The organism is Pseudomonas sp. (genome assembly GCF_033723075.1).
In the GTDB taxonomy this organism is placed as follows: domain Bacteria; phylum Pseudomonadota; class Gammaproteobacteria; order Pseudomonadales; family Pseudomonadaceae; genus Aquipseudomonas.
In genome coordinates this window covers 14,980-41,069 of sequence record NZ_JAWVXU010000008.1, presented here as the reverse complement: position 1 = coordinate 41,069, position 26,090 = coordinate 14,980, and the positions used below count along the sequence as shown (strand labels likewise).

24 protein-coding genes, 1 tRNA gene and 1 pseudogene are annotated in these 26,090 nt (G+C 62.8%); 7 read left to right on the top strand and 19 right to left on the bottom strand.

What is annotated here, in order from left to right:
- Position 1: 1 nt before the first annotated feature.
- The 10 genes from R3355_RS11300 to R3355_RS11255 form a co-directional block, all read right to left on the bottom strand.
- Entirely contained in the window at positions 2-808 is an 807-nt protein-coding gene (locus R3355_RS11300; RefSeq protein ID WP_318961270.1) for a hypothetical protein, read from the bottom strand.
- Positions 789-2,504: a GspE/PulE family protein gene (locus tag R3355_RS11295; RefSeq protein WP_318948746.1), complete on the bottom strand. Its 1,716-nt coding sequence runs from the start codon at positions 2,502-2,504 to the stop codon at positions 789-791. The genes R3355_RS11300 and R3355_RS11295 overlap by 20 nt, the downstream gene beginning before the upstream one ends.
- 68 nt (positions 2,505-2,572) lie before the next feature.
- Positions 2,573-3,139, bottom strand: a complete 567-nt coding sequence (locus R3355_RS11290; RefSeq protein ID WP_318948745.1) for a response regulator — start codon at positions 3,137-3,139, stop codon at positions 2,573-2,575.
- A 237-nt stretch (positions 3,140-3,376) separates the two neighbouring features.
- Positions 3,377-4,345: a peptidylprolyl isomerase gene (locus tag R3355_RS11285; RefSeq protein WP_318961269.1), complete on the bottom strand. Its 969-nt coding sequence runs from the start codon at positions 4,343-4,345 to the stop codon at positions 3,377-3,379.
- Between the two features lie 18 nt (positions 4,346-4,363).
- Entirely contained in the window at positions 4,364-5,920 is a 1,557-nt protein-coding gene (locus R3355_RS11280; RefSeq protein WP_413243505.1) for an ABC transporter substrate-binding protein, read from the bottom strand.
- A 16-nt stretch (positions 5,921-5,936) separates the two neighbouring features.
- On the bottom strand, positions 5,937-6,560 hold the full coding sequence (locus tag R3355_RS11275; protein ID WP_318961267.1) for an SCO family protein: 624 nt from the start codon (positions 6,558-6,560) through the stop codon (positions 5,937-5,939).
- Positions 6,557-7,216: an SCO family protein gene (locus R3355_RS11270; RefSeq protein ID WP_318961266.1), complete on the bottom strand. Its 660-nt coding sequence runs from the start codon at positions 7,214-7,216 to the stop codon at positions 6,557-6,559. The genes R3355_RS11275 and R3355_RS11270 overlap by 4 nt, the downstream gene beginning before the upstream one ends.
- Before the next feature lie 55 nt (positions 7,217-7,271).
- Positions 7,272-9,263 (bottom strand): YncE family protein, encoded by a 1,992-nt coding sequence (locus R3355_RS11265; protein ID WP_318961265.1) that lies wholly within the window; start codon positions 9,261-9,263, stop codon positions 7,272-7,274.
- Positions 9,264-9,387: 124 nt separating this feature from the next.
- On the bottom strand, positions 9,388-15,159 hold the full coding sequence (gene mnxG / locus R3355_RS11260; RefSeq protein ID WP_318961409.1) for a manganese-oxidizing multicopper oxidase MnxG: 5,772 nt from the start codon (positions 15,157-15,159) through the stop codon (positions 9,388-9,390).
- A gap of 538 nt (positions 15,160-15,697) precedes the next feature.
- Positions 15,698-16,312 carry a lytic transglycosylase domain-containing protein gene (locus R3355_RS11255; RefSeq protein WP_318961264.1) on the bottom strand — a complete coding sequence of 205 codons (615 nt, stop codon included), beginning with the start codon at positions 16,310-16,312 and terminating at the stop codon, positions 15,698-15,700.
- 185 nt (positions 16,313-16,497) lie between these two features.
- On the opposite strand from R3355_RS11255, the gene gspG reads away from it, so the two are divergent.
- The 3 genes from gspG to R3355_RS11240 all read left to right on the top strand — a co-directional run bounded on the left by gspG (position 16,498) and on the right by R3355_RS11240 (position 18,530).
- Positions 16,498-16,932 (top strand): type II secretion system major pseudopilin GspG, encoded by a 435-nt coding sequence (gene gspG / locus R3355_RS11250; RefSeq protein ID WP_318951171.1) that lies wholly within the window; start codon positions 16,498-16,500, stop codon positions 16,930-16,932.
- A gap of 14 nt (positions 16,933-16,946) precedes the next feature.
- Positions 16,947-18,137 carry a type II secretion system F family protein gene (locus R3355_RS11245; RefSeq protein WP_318961263.1) on the top strand — a complete coding sequence of 397 codons (1,191 nt, stop codon included), beginning with the start codon at positions 16,947-16,949 and terminating at the stop codon, positions 18,135-18,137.
- 316 nt (positions 18,138-18,453) lie between these two features.
- A tRNA-Met gene (locus tag R3355_RS11240) sits at positions 18,454-18,530 on the top strand.
- 480 nt (positions 18,531-19,010) lie between these two features.
- On the opposite strand, the gene R3355_RS11235 is transcribed toward R3355_RS11240, so the two are convergent.
- From R3355_RS11235 to R3355_RS11210, 6 genes and pseudogenes are all read right to left on the bottom strand, one after another.
- On the bottom strand, positions 19,011-19,430 hold the full coding sequence (locus R3355_RS11235; protein ID WP_318961262.1) for a type II toxin-antitoxin system VapC family toxin: 420 nt from the start codon (positions 19,428-19,430) through the stop codon (positions 19,011-19,013).
- Positions 19,427-19,672: a FitA-like ribbon-helix-helix domain-containing protein gene (locus R3355_RS11230; protein WP_079200831.1), complete on the bottom strand. Its 246-nt coding sequence runs from the start codon at positions 19,670-19,672 to the stop codon at positions 19,427-19,429. The genes R3355_RS11235 and R3355_RS11230 overlap by 4 nt, the downstream gene beginning before the upstream one ends.
- A gap of 35 nt (positions 19,673-19,707) precedes the next feature.
- Positions 19,708-19,978, bottom strand: a pseudogene (locus R3355_RS11225) (tyrosine-type recombinase/integrase); the annotation flags it as partial.
- 47 nt (positions 19,979-20,025) lie between these two features.
- Positions 20,026-20,352, bottom strand: coding sequence for an excalibur calcium-binding domain-containing protein (locus tag R3355_RS11220; RefSeq protein ID WP_318961261.1), 327 nt, complete (start codon positions 20,350-20,352; stop codon positions 20,026-20,028).
- A gap of 121 nt (positions 20,353-20,473) precedes the next feature.
- On the bottom strand, positions 20,474-20,749 hold the full coding sequence (locus tag R3355_RS11215) for a hypothetical protein (RefSeq protein WP_318961260.1): 276 nt from the start codon (positions 20,747-20,749) through the stop codon (positions 20,474-20,476).
- Positions 20,750-20,828: 79 nt separating this feature from the next.
- Positions 20,829-21,104, bottom strand: coding sequence for a hypothetical protein (locus R3355_RS11210; protein ID WP_318950789.1), 276 nt, complete (start codon positions 21,102-21,104; stop codon positions 20,829-20,831).
- 362 nt (positions 21,105-21,466) lie between these two features.
- Here R3355_RS11210 and R3355_RS11205 point away from each other — a divergent pair, with 362 nt between their 5' ends.
- From R3355_RS11205 to R3355_RS11195, 3 genes are all read left to right on the top strand, one after another.
- Positions 21,467-21,694, top strand: coding sequence for a hypothetical protein (locus tag R3355_RS11205; protein ID WP_318961259.1), 228 nt, complete (start codon positions 21,467-21,469; stop codon positions 21,692-21,694).
- A gap of 120 nt (positions 21,695-21,814) precedes the next feature.
- Positions 21,815-22,393: an S-(hydroxymethyl)glutathione synthase gene (gfa, locus tag R3355_RS11200; protein WP_318961258.1), complete on the top strand. Its 579-nt coding sequence runs from the start codon at positions 21,815-21,817 to the stop codon at positions 22,391-22,393.
- Between the two features lie 213 nt (positions 22,394-22,606).
- Positions 22,607-23,140: a DUF3087 domain-containing protein gene (locus R3355_RS11195; RefSeq protein ID WP_318961257.1), complete on the top strand. Its 534-nt coding sequence runs from the start codon at positions 22,607-22,609 to the stop codon at positions 23,138-23,140.
- Between the two features lie 150 nt (positions 23,141-23,290).
- On the opposite strand, the gene R3355_RS11190 is transcribed toward R3355_RS11195, so the two are convergent.
- Together R3355_RS11190 and can are read right to left on the bottom strand one after the other, a co-directional pair.
- Positions 23,291-24,175: a DMT family transporter gene (locus R3355_RS11190; protein WP_318961408.1), complete on the bottom strand. Its 885-nt coding sequence runs from the start codon at positions 24,173-24,175 to the stop codon at positions 23,291-23,293.
- Between the two features lie 28 nt (positions 24,176-24,203).
- Positions 24,204-24,848 (bottom strand): carbonate dehydratase, encoded by a 645-nt coding sequence (gene can / locus R3355_RS11185; protein ID WP_318950796.1) that lies wholly within the window; start codon positions 24,846-24,848, stop codon positions 24,204-24,206.
- A 328-nt stretch (positions 24,849-25,176) separates the two neighbouring features.
- Between can and R3355_RS11180 the strand changes: the two genes are divergently transcribed.
- Positions 25,177-25,584, top strand: a complete 408-nt coding sequence (locus R3355_RS11180; RefSeq protein WP_318961256.1) for a hypothetical protein — start codon at positions 25,177-25,179, stop codon at positions 25,582-25,584.
- Here R3355_RS11180 and rimI read toward each other — a convergent pair.
- A complete protein-coding gene (rimI, locus tag R3355_RS11175; protein WP_318950800.1) occupies positions 25,573-26,025 on the bottom strand; it encodes a ribosomal protein S18-alanine N-acetyltransferase in 453 nt (150 codons plus the stop codon). The genes R3355_RS11180 and rimI overlap by 12 nt on opposite strands.
- Positions 26,026-26,090: the final 65 nt, after the last annotated feature.

The following is a 26,090-nucleotide window of genomic DNA, read 5'->3' as shown; positions in this document are numbered from 1 at the left end:
ATCAGTTCACCACCAGGCTCATGGCGTGCAGGGGATCGCCGCCCTGCCCCAAGGGCAACAGCACATCGAGGCGCTGCACCGCCTGCGTGTCGCCGGCAACCTGCTCAGCGCGGCCGGGGGCGTGCAGGTAGACCGGTGCCGGTGCCCGGTCATCCAGCTGCTGCAGCTGGTTTTCCCGGGCGATCAGGGCATCCAACGCCGTGGTGGAATCGCTCAGCGACACCGAGCGCACGCTTGCCCAGCCACCTTCGCGTGCCAGCAACAGACTGCTGCGCCCGGGTTCGGCGACGATGAACAGGAATTCCTCCCGCGCCAGGGCCTGGCTGAAGTGGTTGAACGCCGCCATCAGATAGGGTTGCACCGACACCAGACAGCAGCCGCTGGCCTGGGTGTCCGTCTGCAGCCGCCCTAGTAGTCCCTCTGGGAGCGCCGCAGCCAACCGCGCGCGACCCGCCGCCTCGGGCGACAGCCGCATGACCCAGCCCGCCGCCGACTCGGCATAGATGTCTTCGAAACAGAGGCGCGCGTAGCTGGCCAGTTCCTCCGGGGAGGTGACTTGCTCGACCCAAGGGACCAGCAGCACCCGGGTGAAATGATTGGACAGCAGCACGCGCAGCTCGCCGCGGGCCTGAGCATATTGCTCCAGCAACCGCGCCAGGGCATCTGCCGCGGCGGGCCAGGCGGGGTATTGAGCGGCGTTGAAGTCTGCGCGGCCGAGCAGCTCGCTGCTGGCATGCCGCTGCAGGTAGAGGCCGACACTGTAGGCACCGAGCACGGCGGTATAGGTCTTACGCGACGAAAGTGACACGATTGATCTCCTCCAGCGTAGTGCGACCATCGCGTACCAGTTCCAGCGCCGAGCTGCGCAGCAGACGCAGGCCGCGACGGCAGGCCAGCTCCTTGATCCGCGCAATCGGCTGACGCTCGATGATCAACTGGCGAATCTCGTCATCCAGTTGCAGCAGTTCGGCAATCGCCGTACGGCCGCGATAGCCGGTACCGCGGCAGCGGCCGCAACCGGCGCCGTGAACGAAGTGATAATCCTTGGCTGCCAGCGGTTCGATTCCCGAGGCGAGCAGCTCCTCGCGCCCCGGGCTGACGCTCGCCGCACAGCCCGAGCAAACCAGGCGAATCAGGCGCTGGGCGAGCACCGCGTTGAGCGCGGAGACGAAGCTGTAGGGGTCTACTTCCATTTGCGCGAAGCGGCCGATCACATCGAACACGTTGTTGGCGTGGATGGTGGTGAACACCAGATGGCCGGTGAGCGCCGACTGCACGGCGATCTGGGCGGTGTCCGGATCACGGATCTCGCCGACCATGATCTTGTCCGGGTCATGCCGCAGGATCGAGCGCAGGCCACGGGCGAAGGTCAGTCCCTTCTTCTCGTTGACCGGAATCTGCAACACCCCCGGGAGCAGGTATTCGACCGGGTCCTCGATGGTGATGATCTTGTCCATGCCATGGTTGATCTCGGTGATCATGGCGTACAGGGTGGTGGTCTTGCCGCTACCGGTCGGGCCGGTCACCAGGACCATGCCATAGGGCTCGGCCGCCAGCCGCCGTAGCTTGTCCAGGGTCGCCGCCTCGAAGCCCAAGGCCTCCAGACGCACCCCCTGGATCTGGTCGGCCAGGTCCTGCTTGTCGAGCACCCGCAACACCGCGTCCTCGCCAAAGATGCTCGGCATGATGGAGATACGGAAGTCGATCTGCCGGCCGCTGATGCCGATCTTGAAACGACCATCCTGGGGCACCCGCTTCTCGCCGATGTCCAGCTCGGCCATCACCTTGACCCGGGAGATGACCTGCTCGGCGATTTCCACACCCTGCACCCTGTTGATACTGCTGAGCACGCCGTCGATACGGTATTTGATGACCAGGCCGGTGCCGGTCATGCCCAGGTGGATGTCGCTGGCGTGCATTTTCAGTGCATCGTAAAGCGTGGAGTTGACCAGTTTGACCACGACGCTGGCGTCCTCGCTGATGCGCGCCAGCGAGAGGGTTTCCAGGGTTTCACTGTCGACCGATTCGCTGGTCTGAGGCGCCAGCGTATCGATGGCGTGGGCGCTCTCTTCATGGCGGGCCAGGTAACCGGCCAGATCGTCATGATGCACCAGGTAGAGCGGCGCTCCGTGCAGGCACTCATCGATCCAGGCCAGGCGTGCAGCATCGAAGGGGTCGGCGAAGACCCCTACCACTGCCTGGCCCAGATGGATCATGGCGAATTCGCGCCTGAGAGCCTGGGCCAGCGGCAGTCGGTCGAAAGCCGGGTTGCAGTTGAACAGCGTCTCGCTGTCCAGGGTGGGATAGCGCAGGGTGGCGCCCAAGCGGCAGGTGAATGTGCCGACGTCGAGCCCCGCCAATTCCTCCAGTTGTTTGACCAGGCGCTTACCCGGTTCGTCGCAACGCTCACGCGCGCTGCGCAACAGCGCGGCATCGAAAGGTGCCGCGGGCCGCTCTGCGGCAATCACCGGCACTCGCCCAACTACAAGGGAAAGGTTTTCCATGAAAGGCTCTCCTACATCCTTGGGGCACAGGGTTTATCGACACCGCCCGCTCACTCAGCCGGGCACGCTTACGGCAGCCCTTCCTCCCTGGCTGATTCTTGATCCTCGACATCCCGCGCCGTTGCCTGGCTCTCCTGCATGCCACGGCGGTCCACCAAGACCCAGCTGCCGTCATACACCCGCAAGGGGAAGTTGACTTCGTTGTGGCGCCGCCGCTCGACCAATACCTCGAGCTCTTGCTGGTCATCGGCTAATGGCGGCTCTTCGCCGTCCGGGCTCATCAGCCGGCTGACCACCCGGCCCAACTCGGCGAGCGGAAAGGGTTTGAACAACACATGACCAATTCCCCGCTGAACAGCCCCATCCCAGACCTCGTAGGTCGGTTGTGCGGTGATCAACACGGACTTGCAGTCGAAGCCTCGGTCAATCGCATCGAGCATCTGAAAACCGTCCATATCCGGTAAGCGGAAGTCGAGCACTATGACGTCCGGTGTGAAGCCCTCGCTGACAGCCAGGGCGATGGCGCTGGCGCCGTCGTTGGCTATCAGCACCTCGAAGCGCAGCAGCTCGAGGTAGGCCTTGAGGTTCTGCGCGAGGATCTTCTCGTCCTCGACCACCAGTACTTTATTCGCCACGGCGATACTCCTAATGCGAAAGGCTGGTTGAATTCCTGGCTCAAGGAGTGCGCCTTTAGTTCTACATAAGCACAGGCCATGCCAGCTATAAATTAACCAAGCGGGCTCTCTATGTATCTGAATTTAAAGGATAGAAGCAGGAGACACGGATAAGTGTAGGCCCCTGGTTGGGGAAACAGCGGGGCAGCCGACCCGCTTCCCCCAACTCTGGGGGAAGCACGGGGGAAAAACGAAGGGTTACAAGGCTGTTAGCACTTCAATCTTGCTCCCCGCGCGCAGCCGCTCCAAGGCGGCTGTGCGGGCCTGGGCCTGACGCTGACCGAGGAGCATCTGCCGCACGATGCTCAAGCCCTGGGCTTGCTCGAGCGGCTCGCTCGGCCGATGCGCCTCGAGCTTGATCAGGTGCCAACCGTAGGGGCTGCGCACCGGCTCGCTGACTTCGCCTGGGCGCAAGGCAAAGGCCGCGGCCTCGAACGCGGGGACCATCTTGCCACGGGAGAAATAGCCCAGGTCCCCCCCTTGCTGCGCATGGGCGTCCTCGGAATGGCGTTGCGCCAGTTCCGCGAAATCTGCCCCGGTGCGAATCTGCTGCAACAAATCGCGGATGCGCTGTTCGGCCTCGCGCGCCACCGCGGCGTCGGCTCCAGCCGGCACCGCCAACAGCAGATGGCGCGCGCGAACCTGCTCCGGGCGCACCAGGCGCGCCTGATTCTCTTCGTAGACGCGGCGCACCTCCTGTTCATTTATCGGCGCTGGCTGGCTCAGCACCTGCAGCACTTGGCTGGCGACCAACTCGTGCCGCAGGTAATCGGCGTAACTCGTTTCGTCGAAGCCTGCCTCGGTCAGCGCACGGGTGAACGCATCCGCGCTGCGAAAGGCCGAGCGCTTGGCCTCCAGCTCCTGCTGTACCTGAGTGTCCTCAACCTTCACCGCGAGGCGCTGGGCTTCCTGCCATAGCAGTTCCTTGTCGATCAGTTGCTCCAATGCCTCGCGCTTGAGACGTTTGTACGTGCTCGGGCTGCGAATCGCGCCAACACTGCGACCCTGGGTACTGAGGTAATCGCTGAAATGCCGCTCGAGGCGAAAATTGCTGATTTCCACCCCGTTGACTCGCGCGGCCAGCCCCACTTCCTGAGCCCGCAGTGGCAAAACCAGGGCGAGCAACACAACCGCGAGCAGCCCGCTCAGCGCCTCGGTAGGTTTCACGGTCAGTCACTCCTCTACTTACAGTTGGGGTTCTAACTTGATGTAGTGCCCGGTGGGCCATAGGCGCTGGCCTTGCAGATCCACCTTGACGATATGCGCGCCCGCGGCCCCCACGCGCTTACCCGGACCGAAGCCGAGCGCTGGGGTCAAACCGGTGTGAAAACCGTGCAGGTTCTCCAGCGCTGTCACCAGTTTTTCCCGGCTGGCATCGCGACCGGCGCGCTTCAACCCCTCGCCCAGCAGCATGACCGCGCTATAGGTAGTGACCTGCAACAGCGCATGTTGGCCGGCTATCTCGCTGCGCTGGCGTACCGCAAGCAGGTCGGCAATCCCGCCGGGGGTCCAATCCCCCGGCAGGAAGGGATAGGCGAGGAACAATCGCTCGGAATAGCGCCGCGGCACCTGCATGACCGCGGCAGCCACCTGGCTCGAGGTGGCGAACAGATAGGGGCTGGGCTCGGCGTCGTGCAGCGCAGCGGCGAGCACGCTGAATGAGTCGCTCGAGCCGAGAAAGAACACCGCCTGGGTATCCCGGCCAAGCAGTCCGATCTTGTTCTCCAGGTCTTCCTGGCGAAAGCCGAGCAACCGCACCTTTGACCAGTGCCGCCCGCGTAGCCGAGCGGCCAAGCCCTCGGCGAGGGGCCGTAAGCCAGCGTCTTGTGGGTAGGCGATCAACGCCACCGGGTCGCTCAAATCAAGATTGCCGCTGGCGAAGTCGCCGAGGACGAACAACTGCTCACGCAGTCCAGGCAGCGGATCGAAGATCAAAGGGTTCGAGCGCTCCCCGGCCAACTGGGTCAGGGGGCCAATCACCGGCAACCCAGTGGTCTCGACCAGCTCGCTAAAGTGTCCCTCAAGGGCCGGCGCCAGCGGGGCAACCAGGGCGAAGACCTGCTGTTCAAGCAACGTGCGCAGCGCCGCCTCGGCCGTGACGCGATCCGGGCCCGGATCGCCAATCACCAATTCGAGCCTGCGGCCATAAATCCCGCCCGCGTCGTTGATTCTGCCGATCACCCCGGCCAGCACCGCGGCAACGGTTTTGCCCGACGCCGCGAGTGGTCCGTTGGCCGGCAACAGGGTGCCGATGCGCAGCAATTCGTCCTGCACACCGGGGTCGCGATCGTCTTCGAGGCGCTTGAGGTATTGAGTCAGGTTGGTCATATCGCGCAGCGACATGACAAAGCGCGGCATGGCCGGATCGAGCCGATTACCGGCCGGATCGCGACCTTCGGACAGCGCCCGGGTGAAGGCGGCCTCGTCGTAGGGCGGATGGCTGCGGCCGCTGTCGAGCCGCAGGCCGTACGCCGTACTCAGGCGTTGCCAGGTGATGTCCGGTGGCCGCACCCCGCCTTCGGGACGGCCACGGCCATCGGCACCGTGACAGTTGGCGCAGGGCAGCAATGAGGCCGGCAGCGAGGTATTCCCGGCGCCGACCAGAGCATAGATCGGCGCGTCAGATGAGCCCGTGCCGCCCAGGTAGATGCGCTTGCCGGCGGCTTCCTGCGGCGTCAATTCCAGCGCCGCGGTCAGGGTCGCCCAGCCCAGGGATCCGATCAGCAGCCATGGCCAGTGCATCATCGTGCTCACCTTCCTAGCGGCCGGCGACGGGTTCGGTCAACAGCTGCAGCCGCTGGGCAATCGCCCCTACCGGAGCATCGGGGCGGATCTTGCTCCAGCGCTTGTTGGCGACATCACCAGCGATCAGCTGGGTCGAGTGTTCCTGCGGGCTGCGCGACAGTTGGCCGAGCCGGCCCAGCACCACATCGAGCTGATCCTTGGGCCCGGTAAGGAACGTCCAGTTCGGATCATCCGCGCTGTGCTTGCGCGCGTAGGCCTTCAGCGCCTGGGGTGAGTCGTTCTCGGGGTCGCTGCTCAGTGAGATAAAGTGCACCCGGCCGGCATCCTCACCCAGGGCATCGCGCACGTCCTTGAGCTTGCGGGTGATCAGCGGGCAGGCATCCTCGCAACTGGTGAAGATCACGTTGAGCAACACCACCCGCCCTGCCAGCACGTCGCTGTAGAAGCGCACTTCCTGGCCGTCCTGGTTGAGCAGGCGGGTATCGGTGAAATAGCTGCGTGCATCCAGGGTGCTACCGCCCTTGACCTCCTGTACCACCGGGCCGGCCTGCACCTGCTCATGGTCTTGGTGGGCCAGGGCGAGCGAACTTAGCAGGCTGGCACTCAGCGCCAGGTTGATCCATCTGCATGGCCTCATGGCCGAACTCCCGGTTCGGTGGCGGTTTGATGGGATGCATGTGCACTGTGCTCACGCGCGGCGCCGAGTTCCTCGACCTTGGCGACCAGCACCGAGGGATCGGTGAAGCCGTAGAAGCTGGTCCACTGCGCACTGCGCCCGTCGCCGACCAGGATCACCGGCTGATGATCTTCATAATCCGCCGACCAGGTGCCCAGCCCTTTCAGCGTGTCGGTAACGGCCTGAACCGACCCGGTCAGCCAGGCCCAGCCCGGACCGGGCTGGTAGCGCTGCGAGTATTCGCGCAAGCGGGCCGGGGTATCGCGTAGCGGATCGACACTGATCGACACCAACTGCACCTGGGCGCCGACCCGCTCGCCGAGTTGCCGCTGCACCTTCTGCATGATCGCCGAGATCACCGGGCAGACCGTGGTGCAGCTGGTGTAGATAAACCCCATCACCACGATCTTGTCCGCCACCAGATCTTCCCTGAGGCGCACCGGGTACTCCTGCCGATCGGTCAGGGTGACATCGGCGAAGCGCACCTGTGTGCCCGCTGGGGGCTGCTCATGGACCTGGTGTGCGGAATGGTCCTGTGTTGAATGGGCCTGAAGCGGACCGCCCGCCAGGCCCAACACAAGCAAAACGGTGCTGAGTTTGAGTGGATAACCTGACATGACTGTTCTCCTACGGCAGTGGCAGAAAACCTGGCGAAACAAGGCAGCGTCGGTTTCAGGGCGCGCCCTTGACCTTGGCACTTGCAACCGGGTGGGCGCGCAAACTGGTGTAAGGCAGGTCGCCGAACTTCAGCCCCAGCGAAGTCGAGCCGACATGCAGGTAGTAGGCGCCGGCCTCCTCGATGGGCACCTGGGCCTCGTAGACCCCGTTGCCCACTTCCTGGGCGGCGACCTCGTGCGGCCGTGCACTCGGCGCGAGAAAATAGCGCAGGCGGATGTCCTCGACGCCGATTTTCGGCTGGTCCAGGCTGCCCTGGAGCAGGCGGAAACGCACCGCGGCCGGGGAGCCGACGCTCACCCATGGGCTGTCCTGGAGAAACATGATGCGCAGAGTCGTGCGCAGTTGTTGCAGCTCCGGGTTCGTCTGTACCTCGGCGGTGAAACAGTGGAGGATTTCCGGCTGATTGAGCATGAAGGCCACGTCGAATCGGCCCGCGGCCGGCAGCTTGACCCGCGCACTGAAGACCCCGGGCTCCTCCTCGCGCAGGCTGCGATCCACCACGCCGGCTGCCCGCGCCGCGTGCCCCCGGTTGAGGTAACCGAACATCGGCGCGTTCATTCCTTCCATATAGAAGTAGGTGGTGTTGTCCACCGGGTTGACCACGAACACCGCAGCATCGTCGCGCGCGGCGGAGAAGCTGGCCGCCAGTGGCAGGTCACCGGCCAGCTTCGGCGCTTGCGGGCCAGCCTCGAAGCCCAGCACGCTGGGTTGGCGGCCCTTGCCCAGGGAGTTCAGGTCGACCATCGATACCTTGGGCGTGGCCAGCCCGCGAATGTAGGCAAAGCCACGGGTGAACATCAGCTGATAGGGCTCGGCGGCGACGTCCAGGGTATGCAGCACTTCATCGCTGCCAGCGTCTATCACCGTGGCGCTGTTCTCCAGGGTATTGAGGACGAAAGCGTAGCGCCCGTCTTGGGTAACCCGCAGCGGCCCTATGCCCTGTTGCAGGGTGATCACCTTGCGGGTCTTGAAGCTGCGCGTGTCGATCACGGTAACAGTGCCGGCCTTGCCATCGGCGACATACACCGCCCCGGACAGCGCCGATTGCGCCACCGCCAGCGGATGCGGCCCAGTGGGGATCTGCCGTAGCACCTTGAGCGTCGCCACATCGAATACCGTCAACATGCCAGCGTCGCGACTGGTGACGAAGGCGTGCCGCGAGTCTTCGCTGAAGGCGATTTCATGATGGCCCTTGCCGGTCGCCGCGCTCAGCACCGGTTCCAGGGTCCGGGTGTCGATCACCGTCACCCCGCTGTCGGCCTCGCTGCTGGCATTGTTGCCCACCCACAGATAACGACCATCGGGCTGCAGGGCAACGCGCACCGGCTGTTTACCGGCCGCGATATTGCTCAGCACCTTGAAGTTTTCCGCATCGATCACCGCTACCTCACCGGCATCCGGCATGGAGACAAACAGTCGCTTGTCGTCGGCACTGGTCACCCAATCCATGGGCGCCTTCTTCAGTCCAATGCGAGTCAGGGTGCTGGTGATCCCGGCCACCGAGGTCAGCGGGTCGATCACCATGATGCTCGGGTCCTTGTTGAGGATCAGCAGGTAGTAGCTGTTGAGATCGAGCATCGGCCGTACGCCCACCGCCCCCCGCAGGTACTGGCCTATCCGGGTCTTGCAGGCCATTTGCCCGCCCTGTTGCCCGGGAACGTTAAGCGCCTGATCGAGCCAGACGCCTGGCACCTGCCCGCGCAACGGCTGTCCGGACGCGACATCGCTGAGGCGAAAACGGATATCGGCGAACTGTCCTTCGGTTAGCACGCCCCCCGACGTCACCGGGCGCGCCTCGAAATCGATGGCGATGCCGTCGCGTTCCAGGTGGCCGCGGGCGCTCGTATTCGGGCCGGCTGCCGGCAGCGGTGTCGCGGCGGCCACCGCAGGCGTTGCGGCGCTACTGGCTGGTGTGACCGCCGCAAGGCTGCCGCTCAGCAGCAGAGCGATACCGGCAACCAACAGCGGGTTATGTACGCGCTTCATTAGGCTGTCCCCCAGGATGGGCGGACTCGGCTCACAGGAACCGTCCAGCCCCTTTCAATTAATACTGCTACGTCCCCAGCGGCCGGCCCGCAGCAGGCTGCCAGGCCGGTCAACCAGGTATCGACTAGCGTGAAGTCCTTCTGACACGCGTCGGCTCAGGCGGGGCGGCCAGCGGCACCTGTACCGCCGCGGCCTGCTCCACCCGCAACAGGCCCCACAGCCCACCGGCGTTGCCGAACGCAGCGTCGTCGCGATACAGGTAATCGCCCGGCACCGCATTACCGCCCCCGGCACTGGGGAACAGGAAGCTGAAGTGGGCGGCAGGCAACACGCTTTCCTGGGCGCCGCTGTAGCGCGTCAGCGGGTTGTAACCGAAGCGCACCGAGCCGATTCCCGGAAACTGCATGGGGTAACCGTAGGCATCGTTTTTCTCCGACTCGAAGGGCTCTTGCGCGAAGATGTGCCCATCCAGCTTGAAGGTCACCGCACGGCTACCGCCCGCCGGCATGGTCACGTGGGTGCGGAACGGCTGGCCAGGCTTCACCGTCAGCACCGGGGTCACCGGATCGCCGCCCACCAGCGCGTTGCTGTAGGCCATATGGGCATTGGTGATATCACCCCAGCCCCCGCCGCCTGCCATGCCGAACGGCGCATCCGGTGCGCTGGCGAAGCGGTACCACAGCGGCTCGTTCTTGTAGTTGAGGCTCATGCCCGAGTTGTCTTCCGGATCATTGGGCACGCCCACCCCTTCGGCCGCCATGGCCTGCACCGGTCGGCCGTTGGCCCAGCGCATATTCGCGCCCTTCTGCATGATCAGGGAGAATTCACGGTACTCCGCCTGCCCAGGCGCCTGTACGGTCGCCGCCGCGCGCATCCCCGCATCCTCGGTCCAGGTCGAACCCGCTGGCAGGATCGTCATAGCACCGCCGAGGCCCTTCTGCGGTTGCTTGATCACGTCCGCCGGCAACAGGTTGATGCCACCAAACTCGACCGGAGTCGCCGTGATCTTGTCGAGGTTACGCAGGGTCTGGGATACCGGGCGGCCTGCACGCGCCAGGTGCCCGGCGTAGTACTGGTAGGTCTTGCTCTGATAGGCGCCACCCGCAGTACGCGGTGCCACCGTCTGCACCGGATTGCTACCGACGTTGAAGCCATCGGACTGGGTGATGTCGTAGGCCAATAGCTGCGCATGCATGCCGACATGACTGGACGGACGCATCATATTGTTATTGAAGGTCGATGCGCCCTCCCGGCCCATCCTGTCGCGCTTGACCACCCCCTGCATGATGTTGAAGTCCGGCAGATCCGGCATGTTTTCCGGCAGGCGGTTTTCCAGATTGATGGTGATGCACTCGCCGGCAGTGGCGCGCAGCACCAGCGGCTCGACCGGCACCCCAGCCTTGAGTTTGCCGCTTATCGGGTCGAGATCGTTCTTGCGCACATACAGGATGGCTGTCGGGTCATGCAGCGGCCCAGACTGACCGCCGACAGTGGTCGTGACACCGGTTTCATCATCGACCACCGTGACCCGTGGAATGGTTACCACGCGCGGGTTGAACACCAGCGTGCCGCCCGCCGGATTGAGCGCGGCACCGACGTGCATGCCCTCACCTTGCGGGTCGCCCAGAGTCAGCCCCAGTGGGTTGTCGAGGATGTCGTTGGCCAGGGCCGCTACCACCTCATAGTGACGTTTCGGGGTCGAGCGAGTGCCTATGCCGCTGGGATTAGGCCCGAAGCGTGGACACACGCCATCGAAGTCCAGGGTATTACGCGCGGCCAGCGGGCGCGGATTGTTAGGCAGCGCGAACAAGTCGTTGCGACTGGTGGTGTAGTTGCGCAGCACCCCCCACATACCGGTCCAATAACCTTCCAGCGAGGCATCCATCGAGTACAGGTAGTCGGCGCTATCGGCAATGGCACTCGACAGCATCGACACGGGTGCCATGAACCCCATCTGCTCGGAGATGGCGACCATTTGCGACGCCTTCCAGCCCGAATTGGAGCCATTGCCGTAACCGCTGCCGTTCTGCAACCATTTGATGCCGTGCAGCGTGACGTTGTGCGCCTCCTCGTGGCCGCCGGCATGCATCCGCAGCCGCACGTTATCCCCCGAGTAAGACCGCAGCAGTGGAGTGAAAGGGTCCCCAGGCAGATCCCCCGCCTGGTTGATGTGCGGCGGAAATGTGGTGCTCGCCCCGGTCGGCCCCACGGCGGAGCTGATGGCGCTGGGTGCCAGGTTCAGCGCCGGAATGGCCCGATCGGTGCGGCTTTGCAGGGCATAGGCCAAGTCTCCGGCCAGCCCTTCGGCCTGCATCCCTGGCTTGCCATCCGGGGCCAGGCGATTCGGATCATAGATGCGCAACCCCACCGGCTCATGCCGATAGTTGACCACGAATATCCCCGGATCGTCCGCCGAGATTGCCTGTGGGCACGGACGGCTCGGGCAACCTGGCAGCTCGCCCCCCGCAGCCTCGATCACCGACTCCAGCAAGCCGCCGGAGTTCGGGCTCTTGCGCACCGGTGGATTGATCGCATAGCGGAAGCTCTCGGTCGATGTCGGATAGGCCGCCGCGTTGGGGATGCCATCGGGACCCGCGCCGACATACACCCCGGCTTCATAGGCGTGCTGGAAGTCGCTGAACTCCAGGAAGAACTCGCGGAAGCTGTCGTTCTTGCCGTCACCATCGATATCCCCGGTGGCGATCACCGCCTGCCAGGACGTTGGCCCGCCATCACTTCGGTTGTTCAGCGGTTCGCCGGTTTCCGCATGGAACCAGCTGGAGCCCGCCGGTTCGGTCAGCACCGTGGCATACAGACCGACCTGCTGATGGGTGGAAGGGCCGAGGTGGTCGTGAGTGAAGATATTACCCAAACCGCGATCGACGTTATGCACGTTGACCACCGGGTCGGCGAACCAACGCTGCATGGTGGTCCGCGCGCCGAGCCAATCGGCCCGACCGAACTGACCGAAGTATGGATGGCTTTTCGCTACCGGACAGTCCGGGCTGCCTTCGCGAGGATCGCCAGGCTCACAGCGGTTGAACGCGCGGATTGCGTGGATGCGCTCGACCACCGCCCCCGGTGCGAGCACGCCGTCCTCGTAGTTCCAGCCGTTGGCCGAGCCGTCGGCTGCGGTCAGGTCCCACTTCGGTAGGTGAATATGCTGACCGATCACGTCAGTCGGGGTCCGCACCTGGAAATCATCCAGTTCGTAGAGCGCCGGAATCAGGTTGGTGTGGTGATACATGGTGCAGTCGAAGGTGTTCATGCGCATCACCAAGGGCTCCGGCGGGCGCTGCTTGTTGATCACCGGTACCGCGTCCTCCCACAGGGTGAGGATGCGGGCTTGCGGGAAGTGGTAGCCGACCTTGTTGAACACCGCGTCGAACTGGATGTTCGCTCCCTTGTAGATGCGCGGTCGATCGGCGGTGAACATCGAGGTGCCACTGAACGAGGTCGCGCCCGGCTCACCACCGAAAAACTGCCCAAGGCCCGCCCCGGTGGTCAGGCGCATCTGCCGGTCATCCATGCACGGTTCGTTGTAGGGCGCGCCGCCGACCGGCAGAGCGCCATTGGTACGGAAGTCGCGGGGGACGACGTCCAGGTTGGGCATGACCGCGAAGCTCGGGTGTGAGGGTTGAGCGTGGTAGGCCATCGCCGACTGCTCAACATCGGTTCCCTCCTCCGGATAGAACACCGCCTTGGCCTTGTGGATGACCTTGGAGAAGTCCAGCGTGCTGGTGGTGACCTCGGCTTCGCCGCCGGCCGCCCAACCGTCCAGCGCATGCCGCGGCAGACCACCGTCCCAGCCTCCCGCCTGCGCCGGATCGAGCGATGCCCACAGCGCCTTACCGCTGTCACGCAGGGACTGGGCCAGGGCCGGGTCGAGCATGTCCAGCGGCGGCGTGGTGGGCCGTTGCCCGACTGTGCTTTCGATGCCGCCGATCCAGAACGGAAATCCTGGGTTCTTCAAGCTGCCGTCGGCGGTGCGGTTGGCTTCGCTGCGATCGACCAGGGCGACCGAGCCGACGATTCGGCCGTGCTCAGCGTCGTCGTCATACGCTGACCCATCTGCGGGTTCATCGTCGTCATGCTCGGCGAGCAGGGTGCCGCTGATCTTCGGCACCACCGCCACCTTGCCCGGCATCGGCGGCATGGCCTTGCCCGGCAAAGGCACCACCGCGGGGATCGGCGTCCCGGCGATGATTTCACCATCGGGCAAGGCGCGAGCTCCCGCCGCCGGCAAGCCGCTGCGCAGCGCAAACGGCGCCTCATGGAAACCGTCCTCGCCTTCGGCGGACACTGCGAGCCGGGTGCCCTCCTCCAGTACATCGTGAACCCGCCACATGGCCCACATGCCCTGGGCGAAGTGCGGGTAGAAGTGACAGTGGTAAATCGCATCGCCGGCCGTACGGTTGCGGTTTCCCGAGCCGCCGTAGGCGATTTCATAGGTGTAGCCCGACCCCGGGCCTATGCCCTGGGCATCCTTGTAGTCGGAGTTGTCGTCATTGGGGTTGAACAGCCACTGGTGGCCGTGCAGGTGGAACACATGTTGTTCGTGGCCGACGTGGGTGTTGCGGAATTTGACGAAATCGCCGATGTAGCTGTGGCTGACGTTGGACGGTTCGGCCGGGTACAGCGCCATGCTCGCCTTGATGCCGATGCTGTCCTTCGGCGGCACCTGGCCCGGGCGCAGCCCTTCCAGGCCAACGTTGGCCGGTACATCCACCAGCATCGCGGCGTCGCCGACGGCGTGGGCACTGAGGAAGAATTCCTCATAGGCACAGGATAAACAGTCGTGCATCGGCCCGACCCCAAGGCGGTTGGCGATCACCTCGGCGCCTACACCGGAAGAGCCGTAGTTGATCATGAACGCGTCACGGGTCGGCTGCAGTACATGGCCGAACACCGGGTCGGCCCAATATTCGGGGAAGGCCTGCGCCGCCACGCTCTCGTCATGAAAGATCGCAGAAAAATCGCGAAACGGTTCCAGCCGGTTGGGCAGTGCCGGGTTGCGTTTGCCCATACTCTCGAGCGGATAAGTCGAGGGAGGGAAACTGCCATCGGCATTCGGCCCGAGGACTATTGCATCGCTATGGCTGGCAATAATTTCGTTGCCATCGATCATGTTGAGGATCGGCGTACCGGCCTTGCCTTCGCTGATCCAGGGTTCGCGCATCGGGTAGCGCGCCTCGTAATCGACTATCGGTTGGCCGGCCGGCGTCCGACCAACGCTGGCCAGGCGCAGCTCCTCTTCGGTCACGGTATTGCGGTAGGTGCGGCCGTTTTTGGGGACTACCACCACCTGACCGAACAACCCGTTGGCCACGTTGCCGGCGCCGCCCTCTCCGCCGAACGTGGCGCCGTCGCTGCTGGCGACGAAGGCCCCCTCATGCTCGGCGTATAAGTTGTAACTACGGCTGGCCCCCGGAGCCAGCAAAAAATTGCCGTTGCGCCCGGTGTTGGCCGCAATGTCGGCAATCGAGTCGACGGCTTGCATGCCGTTGACCTTGAAGCCGATGTGGCGGTCGGTCACCTGGTCGTCTATCTGCAGTTCCGCCTCCACCTCGTCATGACGTGGATTGGCAGTGGCGGTCAGCAGGTTCTGCAGATTGACCCGCAGACAATCCCCCGCGGCGACTCGCAGCACCAAGGGCCGTGGGCGTTTGTCGGGGCGCAGCAATACCTTGCCCGGATCCGCGCGTCCGCCTTTGTTCAGCGGCACGTCGTGGTCATCGACCACATCCCCGCGCAGCGCGAAGATCATGCCGTTGACGTTCTGCGCGCCGAGCCGGTTGAACATCAGGGGCTGGTCGATCGCCACCACGTCGGCGACCAGGTTGCGCGCGCAACTGATCGCCGCCTCGGCGTCCTCGGTCGGCAGCAAGCCGGCCATCAGCAGCACCAGCAGCCCACCGATACCTGCGAAGCGCTCGCCCCCAGTTATTTTATGGGCCTGAGAGTGGAACATTGTGGATGCGATCTTCCGGTTCATCTTGGCTGACCTCGAGTTCGGGTGTAGCGATGCCACTGGGAGCAGACATATCCGTTGAAGCAATCCCTATGCCATGGATTTTTTTATTATTTTTCAGTGCCTTGCATCAGCAAGCGGGCGAGTCCGGGGGGGATTCCCCACTCTTTGCCCACGGTTTGCCCCGCTGGTTGACCGGCTGAAACCGGGGCAGGCATTCACCACAGGGCGAATACTCGACTCGCCCCTGGCCTGGACGCGTGCGCTCGACAGCCCTCAATAACACGGGTGCCATGAGGCTGTTATCTGGCAATGGAGGCTTTCCGGGCGAAGCAGCGCATAAGCCTTGCGCTATCGGAGCTGTCCAGCCGGCTTAGCGGCGAAGGGCCTTTCTGAGATGGAAATCCTCCCCCGCTAGTGGGGAACTTCCCCAGCAATGGGCGGGTAATAGCAGCTCAAATGATTAGAGCAGAGTGGCCGGCTCGCCCGCTTGCAAACGCTGGTAATGCTCAATGACCTTGGGTACATAACGCAGGGTTTCGGCATAGGGCGGGATCACTTTGCCCCTGTTGATAACCGCCGTGGGCCCCGCGTTATAGGCGGCCAAAGCCAGAGACAGATCGTTGTCGAACATGCCCAGCAAACGCTTCAGATAGCGGGCGCCGCCCCGAATATTGGATTCAGGGTCCCAGACATCGTCGACCCCCAGCTCGCGCGCGGTCGCCGGCATCAACTGCATCAGCCCGGCCGCACCGCTCTTGGAGAGTGCCATCGGGTTGTAGTTCGACTCGGCCTGAATCACCGCATGCAACAGGGCCTCGGGCAGATCGTGCTCGACTGCGGCGGCCATCACCAGCTCGACGAAAGGCCGTGCCCGCGCGGCCGTCTGGCGCTTGCTCGAGGGCGCTGACCGGGTCGCGGCTTCACGGCGCACGCGCACATAGTTGCGCCCCTCGCGATACACATTGGTCAGCATCACGCTGCCATCAGCGGCCACGGCTCGATAGATATCGGCCCGCACGCTCGGCGCGAAGATTGCGACAACAGCCACGAGCAGGCATAGGACCGACAGGCGCATCCTCGATTCTCCGGTGCAGGCCACCGCGGTTTAAGTCGCGGATAGTCAGTTGACTGTGGCGTTGCGCCACGCAAAGCCTATGCCGACATTCTGTCCCCCCACCCGGCGAGTGTGCCGAGTCGTCCTTGCATGTCTTTTGCATAGCGCTTGCTGTCATCTTTATGCACATGGCATTGGAGGCTTACATGCAATCGCATCCTCGCTGGGCCCTGCGGGGCCAATCCGGCTTCACCCTGCTCGAACTGCTGGTTGTTCTGGTGGTGCTTGGTCTGCTGGCTGGCATCGTCGCCCCCAAGTACTTCAATCAACTCGGCCGCTCGGAGATCAAGGTCGCCCGTGCGCAGATCGAGGGGCTCTCCAAGGCCATGGACATCTATCGCCTTGAGGTCGGTCGCTACCCGACAACCGAGCAAGGCCTCAACGCACTGGTGCAGCCACCCAGTGACGAGCCGAAATGGGCGGGGCCCTACTTGCAGAAGGCAATTCCCCAGGACCCCTGGGGACACGAGTACATATATCGCTCGCCGGGTGAGTACGGCGAATACGACCTGTTGTCGCTGGGCAAGGATGGCCAGCCCGGCGGTGACGGCGAGAATGCGGAAATCACCAGCTGGCAGTGATGGGCTCGAATACCATGCGCTATCAAGTCAAAGGGATGCGTAAACCAGCCGGCGTGGTCTCCCTGGTGATCGAGGCGCAGACCCCAGCCGATGCCTTGCGTCTGGCCGAGGAACAAGGCTTGCGGGTGTTGACCCTGCGCTCGGAACAGCGCTGGGCGCTGAGCCATTGGCGGGCACGCGAGACCTTTCCGCTGCTGCTGTTCAGCCAGGAGCTGACTACGCTGCTGAATGCCGGACTGGCCTTGATCGATGCCCTGGAAAGCCTCGCCGAGAAGGAGCCAGCACCCGAGGCGCGCAAGACGCTCACAGGCCTGGTGCGCCTGCTCTATGAAGGCAAATCGTTTTCCCAGGCGCTGAGCCAGTTCCCCGCGGTTTTTCCGGCACTCTACGTGGCTCTGGTCAAGTCCAGCGAGAAGACCGGCGCCGTGGGCGACGCCCTCGGCCGCTATGTGGCCTATCGCAGCCGCATGGACGAGGTGCGGCAGAAGATCGTCAGCGCCTCGGTCTATCCTTTGCTGCTGTTCGTAGTCGGTTGCGGGGTGCTGCTGTTTCTGATCGGCTACGTGGTGCCGCGCTTCAGCCTGGTGTTCGAGGGCCTCGGCTCCAACCTCCCCTGGCTATCACAGGTACTGCTGAAGTCCGGCTTGTTCCTGCACGCCCATCAGACCAGCGTGTTCGGCAGCATGCTGCTGGCGATAATCATCGGCAGTATGCTGCTCCGCCAAAACCGCGTTCGGCATGCCCTGAGCCGATTGATCGAAAAGATCCCGACGATACGCCGACGCCTATTCATCTATGAACTGGCGCGCTTCTATCGCTCGCTGGGCATTCTGCTGCAAGGCGGCATTCCGATGCTTACGGCCATGGGCATGGTCCGCGGCTTGCTCGGCGTGGCCGCCCGCAGTCGTCTCGACCAAGCCTGCGAACACATCCGCGAAGGCCATGCCCTGTCCAAAACCCTGGAAGAGAACCAATTGGCAACCCCGGTTTCTCTACGCATGCTGCGCGCCGGCGAGCAAGCAGGCAATCTTGGCGAAATGATGGAGCGCACCGCCGACTTTTATGATGAGGAAACCAGTCGCTGGATCGAGTGGTTTGTGCGGTTGTTTGAACCCCTGCTGATGGTTTTCATCGGTTTGATCATTGGTGTGATTGTCATCTTGATGTATATCCCGATCTTCGAACTGGCTTCGAGTATTCAATAGCACCAGCCGAGACGTTGCTTCCACAACGCCAGGCGAGGCCGGTGTTTCCCTCCCCGAGACAGATGTGGGTCGCCCAATCGGAGATGGCCACCAACACGACTGCACGCACCCACAACTTGAGCGAAGCAGCGTTACAGAAAGTCAGAACCGGCTACAAAAACCGGCACGAAACGAAGAGGCAATTCACCAAACCCAACGGTAACAAGCCGCACAGCAACCACTTCCGCCTCAATCTCTAAGCGCTTGATCGCGCGCGATAAATTTCGCCCCAAGGGTTGACAGAAGAACCCCGGGCGCGAATAATGCGCGCCACATCGGCTACGTAGCTCAGCTGGTTAGAGCATAGCATTCATAATGCTGGGGTCCGGGGTTCAAGTCCCTGCGTAGCCACCAAACAAAACAAGGGTTTAGCGAAAGCTAAGCCCTTTTTTGTGTGCGACAGTGACTACCAAGTGACTACGGCGTGCCCACACCTTTCGAAACGGCAGGATGCCTATGCAAAAGTTCGCCATATTTTTCTTCTGGGTAAGCCTATCGTTTGGGACGGCTGGATGGCTGGCCCTGAGTGGGCTCTCAGCTGATTGCTACTTTTCCCCCCTCCTGCGCCAGCCAGCGCCATGCAGTGCTTTGCAACAGCCTTAACATTAAGCAGTTTGCTGTTCTTTGCAGCAGTATCGCTAGCGACCATCGCATACCTGTGGCTTCCCTGGAAAAAGCAGCGCTTAGCTTTTTTCACTGTTATCGCACCATGCCTGCTTTTACTCACGCAATTTCACTAAGCGCAGCCACCTAGGCGAGATAGGCGGTCCTTGTGAGCTGCTCTAGAACGGGCTACGTATTGTAACCACTTAGGGTAGTCGCAGCATGTCCACGTCAAGCCTCCCAAGGATTGATCACGGGAACGCCCAGGTAGTCGAAGTGACGGACATTGCGCGTAGCGACTCGCGCATCATGCAAAGCGGCGATTGCGGCGATCTGCCCGTCAGCCATATCCACGACCGTGCCTTTCGCCTCACTCTCAGCGGCTAAGCCTGCATAGTGAACGGCCGCTTCTGTATCAAACGGAAGAATGCGGCCAGAAAAATCCTCTTCAAACATTAGTGTCGCCAGCTCTAGCAACCCTTGCTTGCGCTTGCCGTCAGGCATGCGGGCGATGCCGTAGAGAATTTCAGCAACGGTGATGGCACTGGTGAACAGCTCGCTTGAAGGCTGGGCATCAACCCACGCCAAGACCTCAGCAGCAGGCTTGGCCCGCATCAACTCGGATAGCACGTTGGTATCCAGCAAGATCATTCGTCAAAGCTCGCGGCACGGGCCTTGTCCTTACGAGCAGGCACCTCGAGGTCCACCCCACCAACGGCAGCGAATCGAGCGTTGATGCGACTACCCAAGCCACCGCTTTTTTCTGACTTAAACAGCGCATGACGAATAATGACCCTGACCTCTTCTTCCATCGAACGGCCATGGCTTGCGGCAACCACACGCAACTGAGCCTTGATGTCGTCGTCTAGGTTTCGAATAGTGATGCTGGCCATATCGCCTCCAAATGAAATCATTGATTGCATTGCTATCACCTAGAAGTATATCCGCACTGAGCAAGGGGCGACAGCCTCAAAGCGGACTCCAAATGATCCGGCGACAAGTGGGCATAGCGCATGGTCATGGTGATGGATGAATGACCAAGGATGCGCTGCAAGCTGAGGATATCCCCTCCCCCCATCATGTAATGACTGGCGAAGGTGTAGCGCAGGATGTGGGTTAGCTACCTGGCGTCTGAAAGCCACAGCGCTCATAAGCACTACGGAATGCAGCCGGCAGGACATGAACAACCGACCGCGTCCAAGGGTTTAACGAAAGGTGAGTGACTACAGAGTGCCCACAGCCGCCCTTACTGGCACCATTGGCTCTCACATGGAACGCCGTCATAGTCGCCATCCATCTTCGTTCCAGGACAGTTCTCAAGGAAGTAGGTGGCTTCTTCACAGGAACACATCTGGGAACAATGAGCTCGGCCATCACAGCTAAAGGAAGATGCCGCCGAGGCAGATAATGAAGTCGATGGATATCTGGCGTTACTGGAAGCACCCGTAATCACTGGGCGGCTCAACACGCTACCGTCGCTACCGATGTTGGTTATGACCGGGCTATGAGATAGCGTCGGGTAGTACTGCCACACAGCAAAACCAATCGCGACAATCAAAAGCAGTTTTTTCATTCCGTAGACTCCAAGATCCCTATTTCGGCGCAGGCTAGCTCTACGCCAAATTGCTTAAGCCTGGAGTACCCTCGTGCAAATCCTCAGGCAGCTCACCCACCTCAAGCTTCCCAGGGATTGATCACGGCAACGCCCAGGTAGTCGAAAAGGCGAACATTGCGCGTAGCGATTCGCGCATCATGCAAAGCGGCGATGCGGCGATCTGCCCGCCAGCCATATCCACGACCTTCCCTTTCGCCTCACTCTCAGCCGCTAGGCCTGCATAGCGAACAGCCGCATCCGTATCAAACGGAAGAATGCTACCGGCAAAACCCTCCTCGAACATAAGCGCCGCCAGCTCCCGCAAGCCTGCGGGTTGGCGAATGCCGTTCGCCATGCGCGCGATACCGTAGAGCATCTCGACAACCGTGATGGCGCCTATGAACAGCGCACATGCCCGCGTTGTGCCCAGGAGGACTCCTGGTGCGGTATGCGGGCTATCCCTCGGCAGATACGGCCGCCACCTCGAAACACATGCGCCATCCCTCGTTGTTGATGCCGAAGCGCCCGATAGAGACCGCCCTGTCGGGGTATATCAGCTGGAATCGCTCGCACAGTCTCAGCGCGATTGCCTGCTTTGTTTCCTGAGTACGATCCTCGGCGGCCACGTCGACATTGACGAACCGGGAATGGGCCCCCGGAGTTGGGTCAGGATCTGGCAGGCGGTTCGGCGGCATCAACTCATCCGCGTATTCCTGTGCTGTCTTGCTCACGGTGCATCTCCTGTCTTACGGCTTAATGATCGCTGGCGACCGATGCATGGGCTGTCGCTTGCGCCTGGATCGCGGGCTGCCCCTGCCCGCATCGTGCAGATCGGCGGGCAAAGCTGGCGACTCAAGGACAAGCTCGAGACAGGGCAAGTTCCCCGGTGAGAGCTTACGCCAATTAGTTGCCGATAAATGAATGCCCCATAACGCCTGGCCGAGCCGATTTTCAACCGGTATCGACAGCCAGGCGCGGCTTTTCGTTGTCGTCCGACCCTTACCCGACCTTTACACCTCACTGACCTCCCCTTACACCGTTCTGGTGTCTCATGGATGCGTGGATAAACCACCCCAGACTTAAGGAGACGGACATGCTAGCTCGCATTGCAATGCTCGCCCTGGCGGCAGCGTTTCTGCTGATGAGCGGCTGCGCCTATCACGAGTACAACGACCGCAGCAGGGACCATTACAGAGGCGCGGATCGCCACTACTCCATCGAACATCAGCACCCCGGCCTGCACAGGTACGAAGCTCAAAAGTACCGACACGACAAACATCGTCGGCATGATCGTGAGGCCCGCAAACGCAAGCATCGCTGAAATACCACGCCCCGCCACTGCGCGGGGCTTCTGGTTGCGCCCGCCCCTGCTAAGCTTAAATCTCCGCCCGGCAGGCTGATATAACAGCCCCGGACCTTCTGCTGACCAGGGAGGTGGGTAATGAGCAATGCATTTTCGATTCATCCGTCAGTCGACAACGGCATCCAGGCGGCGGCCAAGGATTTCGCTGGCGGCACGCTCGTCTGTCACTGCACCCAGGACCCCGTGCGGGTGCAAGTCGACGCGCAATCGGCCTACAACCACGCCTGCGGCTGCACCAAGTGCTGGAAGCCGAAGGGCGCGCTGTTCTCCGTGGTGGCGGTGGTGCCGCGCGACAAGCTCCAGGTCATTGACCACGCCGAGAAGCTGAGGGTGGTCGACTCCCAGGCCGCAATCCAGCGGCACGCCTGCAGCCAGTGCGGCGTGCACATGTACGGCCGCATCGAGAACAGCGCGCATCCTCTCTACGGGTACGATTTCATCCACACCGAACTGTCCCCGGACAAGGGCTGGTCGGCGCCACAATTCGCCGCATTCGTTTCCTCGATCATCGAGTCGGGCACCGAGCCGGCGATCATGGGCGCCGTACGTGCGCGGCTGAAAGCACTTGGCCTGGAGCCCTATGACTGCCTGTCGCCAGAACTGATGGATGCCATCGCCACACACGCCGCCAAGGCCTCCGGCGTGCTGAAGTCCTGACCTGACGCGGGGCAGAACCACTTGCGAGCGTAAGTCGCGGTAATGCTATGCCCCCCTTATCCCTGGCTGCGCCCGTCGGCTCACCTACAGCGCCACCCAAGCGTGGCCAACACAAGCAGCCTAGCCACAACGTTAATCGCACCCGCACGATGGCTCTGGGTGATAATGCCCGCCACATAGCTACCCACTCAACAGAGGAGTCCTGCGCAGGTGATGTTCGAGATCAAGCAGTTGAATCCTGAGAAATACCGCCAGCAAACGCGCCGCAGCACCCTGATCATTGCGCTGCTTTTTGTGCTGCTGGGCATGCTGCTATCTAGCGGCACCGTGCTGCTGTTCGGCGAACCCGGCGGCGATAATTTTCGCTGGAATCTGGGCGGCATTATTGCAGGGCTGCTGCTGACCGTGGCACTGGTGCGGTTCAAGTTCTGGCAGCAACCCTGGATGGCGCCGGCCGTCTACGGCTGGCAGCTCAAGCGCAGGCTGATGAGCATCACCAATGTCATGCACCACGTCACCGTCGGTGTCACCGCCCAGGATCCGAGCGCGATGAAACTGCTGCGTTTCTATCACCTGGGCCTGACCCAGATGCACCACCTGGACGGCAACTCCAGCGCCCTCAGCCAGATGATCGCGGAGATCAACCGACACAAGGAGTCTATGGCGGCCTTGGACATGGATACCGAGCAGAATCAGCTGGACCCGGCCTGGCTTGAGACAGTGAAGAAGGCCAACGCGGCGCGGTAACCGCGCCACTAGCCCACGAACAGCCGCTGGGTCTCGCTTCGCTCAGCCTGCGCTGCCGACCTACACGCCCACCCCATCCAACCGGGCCGCCTCGCCCACTTGATGGATAAGGCTGCGTGGGTATCCATGGGCAGGCCACCCCCCTGCCGATCAGCCGCGCTTGGCACTCATCTGCGTGCCCAGCAGCAGCCCGGTGAAGATCAGCCCGCCGCCCAGCCAGTGGAAGGCCTGCAGGCCTTCGCCCAGCAACAGCCAGCCGAGTACCGCGGTGAACACCGGCATCAGGTAACTGGCCAGCGCCGCCTTGGCCGCGCCGACCACGCGCACGCCGTGGTTCCAGGCGAGATACGCGACCAGCGAGGCGAATACCGCCGTATAGGCGATGGCGCCCAGGTTGCTCGGGGTGACGACGAAACTGGCGCCCTGGCTGAGCTCAACGAGGTAGAACGGCAGGATCAGCGGCACGCCGAGCAGCATCAACACGCCAAGCAGGGCCAGCGGAGGGATCGGCAGCAGGTACTTGGCCCAGCGTCGTAGCAGCAGGGAATACAGCGCCCAGTCGGCCACGGCCAGGAGCATGATCAGGTCGCCGCGGTTGAACGACAGCGCGGTCAGGGTTGTCCAGCTGCCCTGGGTGATCAGCACCAGCAGACCGATCGCCGCCAGGCCCATGCCCCACCAGGCGCGGCGTTGCGGCCATTCGCCGAGCAGCACGCCGGCGCCGATAAAGGTCATCAGAGGCAGGCAGGTGTTAACCAGGGTGATATTGATCGCCGCGGTAGTCTGCGCGGCGCTGTAGAGCATCGAGTTGTAGCCGGCGATGCCGAGGCCGCCGAGCACCAGCAGGCGCCAGCCGGCCGCACGCAACTGGGGACGATGGCGCCACAGCGGCGCCAGCACGAAGGGCAGCAGCAGGCTCAGGGCCAGACACCAGCGCCAGAACGACAAGGCGAATGGAGGGATCTCGCCGGCGAAGGCGCGCGCCACCAGGGCGTTGCCCGACCAGCAGAGCACGGCCAGCAGCAGGCCGAGCATGGCCAGGCGGCGTGAGCTGTGCACCACCTCAGTTCTGGCCGAGCGGACGCAGGCGGTATTGCGGCGGCAGCTGTTCGATGCCGCTGACGGTAACGTTGAGGTTCTTCCAGCGACCGTCCTTGATGCCGTAGATGCAGCCGTGTACCGACAGTTCCTGCCCGCGATGCCAGGCGTTCTGCACGATGGTGGTATGGCTGACGTTGGCCACCTGCTGAATCACGTTGAGTTCACAGAGGCGGTCGACCCGCTCCTCCTCGCTGGGCAAGGTCGCCAGGTGCTCGCGGTGCTCGTAATACAAATCGCGGATGGTCCGCAGCCAGCCGTCGATCAAGCCGAACTGGGTGTCCTGCATGGAGGCACGCACACCGCCGCAGCCGTAGTGGCCAGTGACCAGGATGTGTCTGACCTTGAGCACGTCGACCGCGTACTGGATCACCGACAGGCAGTTGAGGTCGGTGTGCAGCACCACGTTGGCGACGTTGCGATGGACGAATAGATCGCCCGGCAACAGGCCGACGATCTCGTTGGCCGGCACCCGCGCATCGGAGCAGCCGATCCACAGGTATTCCGGTGCCTGCTGGCGGGCCAGCTTGGCGAAGAACGCGGGGTCCTGCTGGGTGATGGCCTCGGCCCACCGTTCGTTGTTGTCGAAGAGGTGCTGTAAGTCACTCATGCCATCGGCTCCCTAAAGTATCGATGCGCACCATACGAAGCGCGCATGGCCTTTGACAAGCCACTTCGCCTTGTCGTCACAGCCGGAGTGATGCAGACAGTTTCAATTCATGCGCGCAGCAGCACCGACGGCTGTCCGCCCTCGCAGGGTGCCGCTCGCGCAGCAACACACTGTTACGCGCGCGATCAAACGGTCGCAATACCGCCGGAACCTGCCGACTCACATCAGTCGAACGACCCCACTCGAACGAGCGCAGAGGGAAATCAGCGGGAATCTTCCGCCCCCAGAACCGTCAACCCCCTATGGCTTCCCCAAAAAAGGAATACCGATGAGCCGATCCAGCACAACGAACGCAGCAGCCCAACTGGCCACGAACCAGCAAGAGAAGCACAAGCGCAATCGGGCGGCTGAGGAAGGACCGCCGAACGAGCCCAGTGCCCAAGAGCAGATAATGGAGGAGCTTTCCCCCGGCAAACGTCGTGCAGCAGGCCTGAGCGGCGATGACGATCGCGGCTATGGCCCCGACAGCGACGATCTGGAAGCAGAAGACCTGATCAGGAACGACGGCGCCCGCTCGCCCTTCGAGCAAGGTGAAGTGCAGGCAGCTGACATGGATCTGAGCATCGTCGACGCAGACGAAGCCGGTGCCGGTGATGTTCTCGATGAAGAAGAAATGGCCGGCCAGGAGCCGCTCAACTCAGCGCGACAGCGTACTCCGAACGGCTCAATCGATTAGCGTGCAGGCCATCACCAGCGCATCTTCGCGACCACCCACAGCCGGGTAGTAGTCGCGGCGCCGGCCGATTTCATTGAAACCGTAACGCTCATACAGGCGATAAGCAGACTGGTTGCTGGCGCGCACTTCGAGGAAGCATTCGCCGGCCTTGAGCGCCATGGCGCGCTGCATCAAGCGCTCCAGCAGCAACAAACCAAAACCACGGCCCTGGACCTCCGGCTTGATGGTGATGTTGAGCAGATGGGCTTCGTCGATGATCACGTTGATCACCCCGTGACCGACCTGCTGCTGCCCCTCGAACATCACCCAGCAATCGTAGGATTTGAGGCTGTCGAGGAAGATACCGCGGGTCCAGGGATGGCTGAAAGCGGCGTACTCGATCTTCAGCACCGCCTCTATATCCGCCTCGGTCATCGGACGGAAAGAAATTGCATCACTCATTCAGGTTGACTCAGCAGACGGTTGAAACAGGGGCGAAGGGGCGCAGACCAGACGCTGCTCGGCGT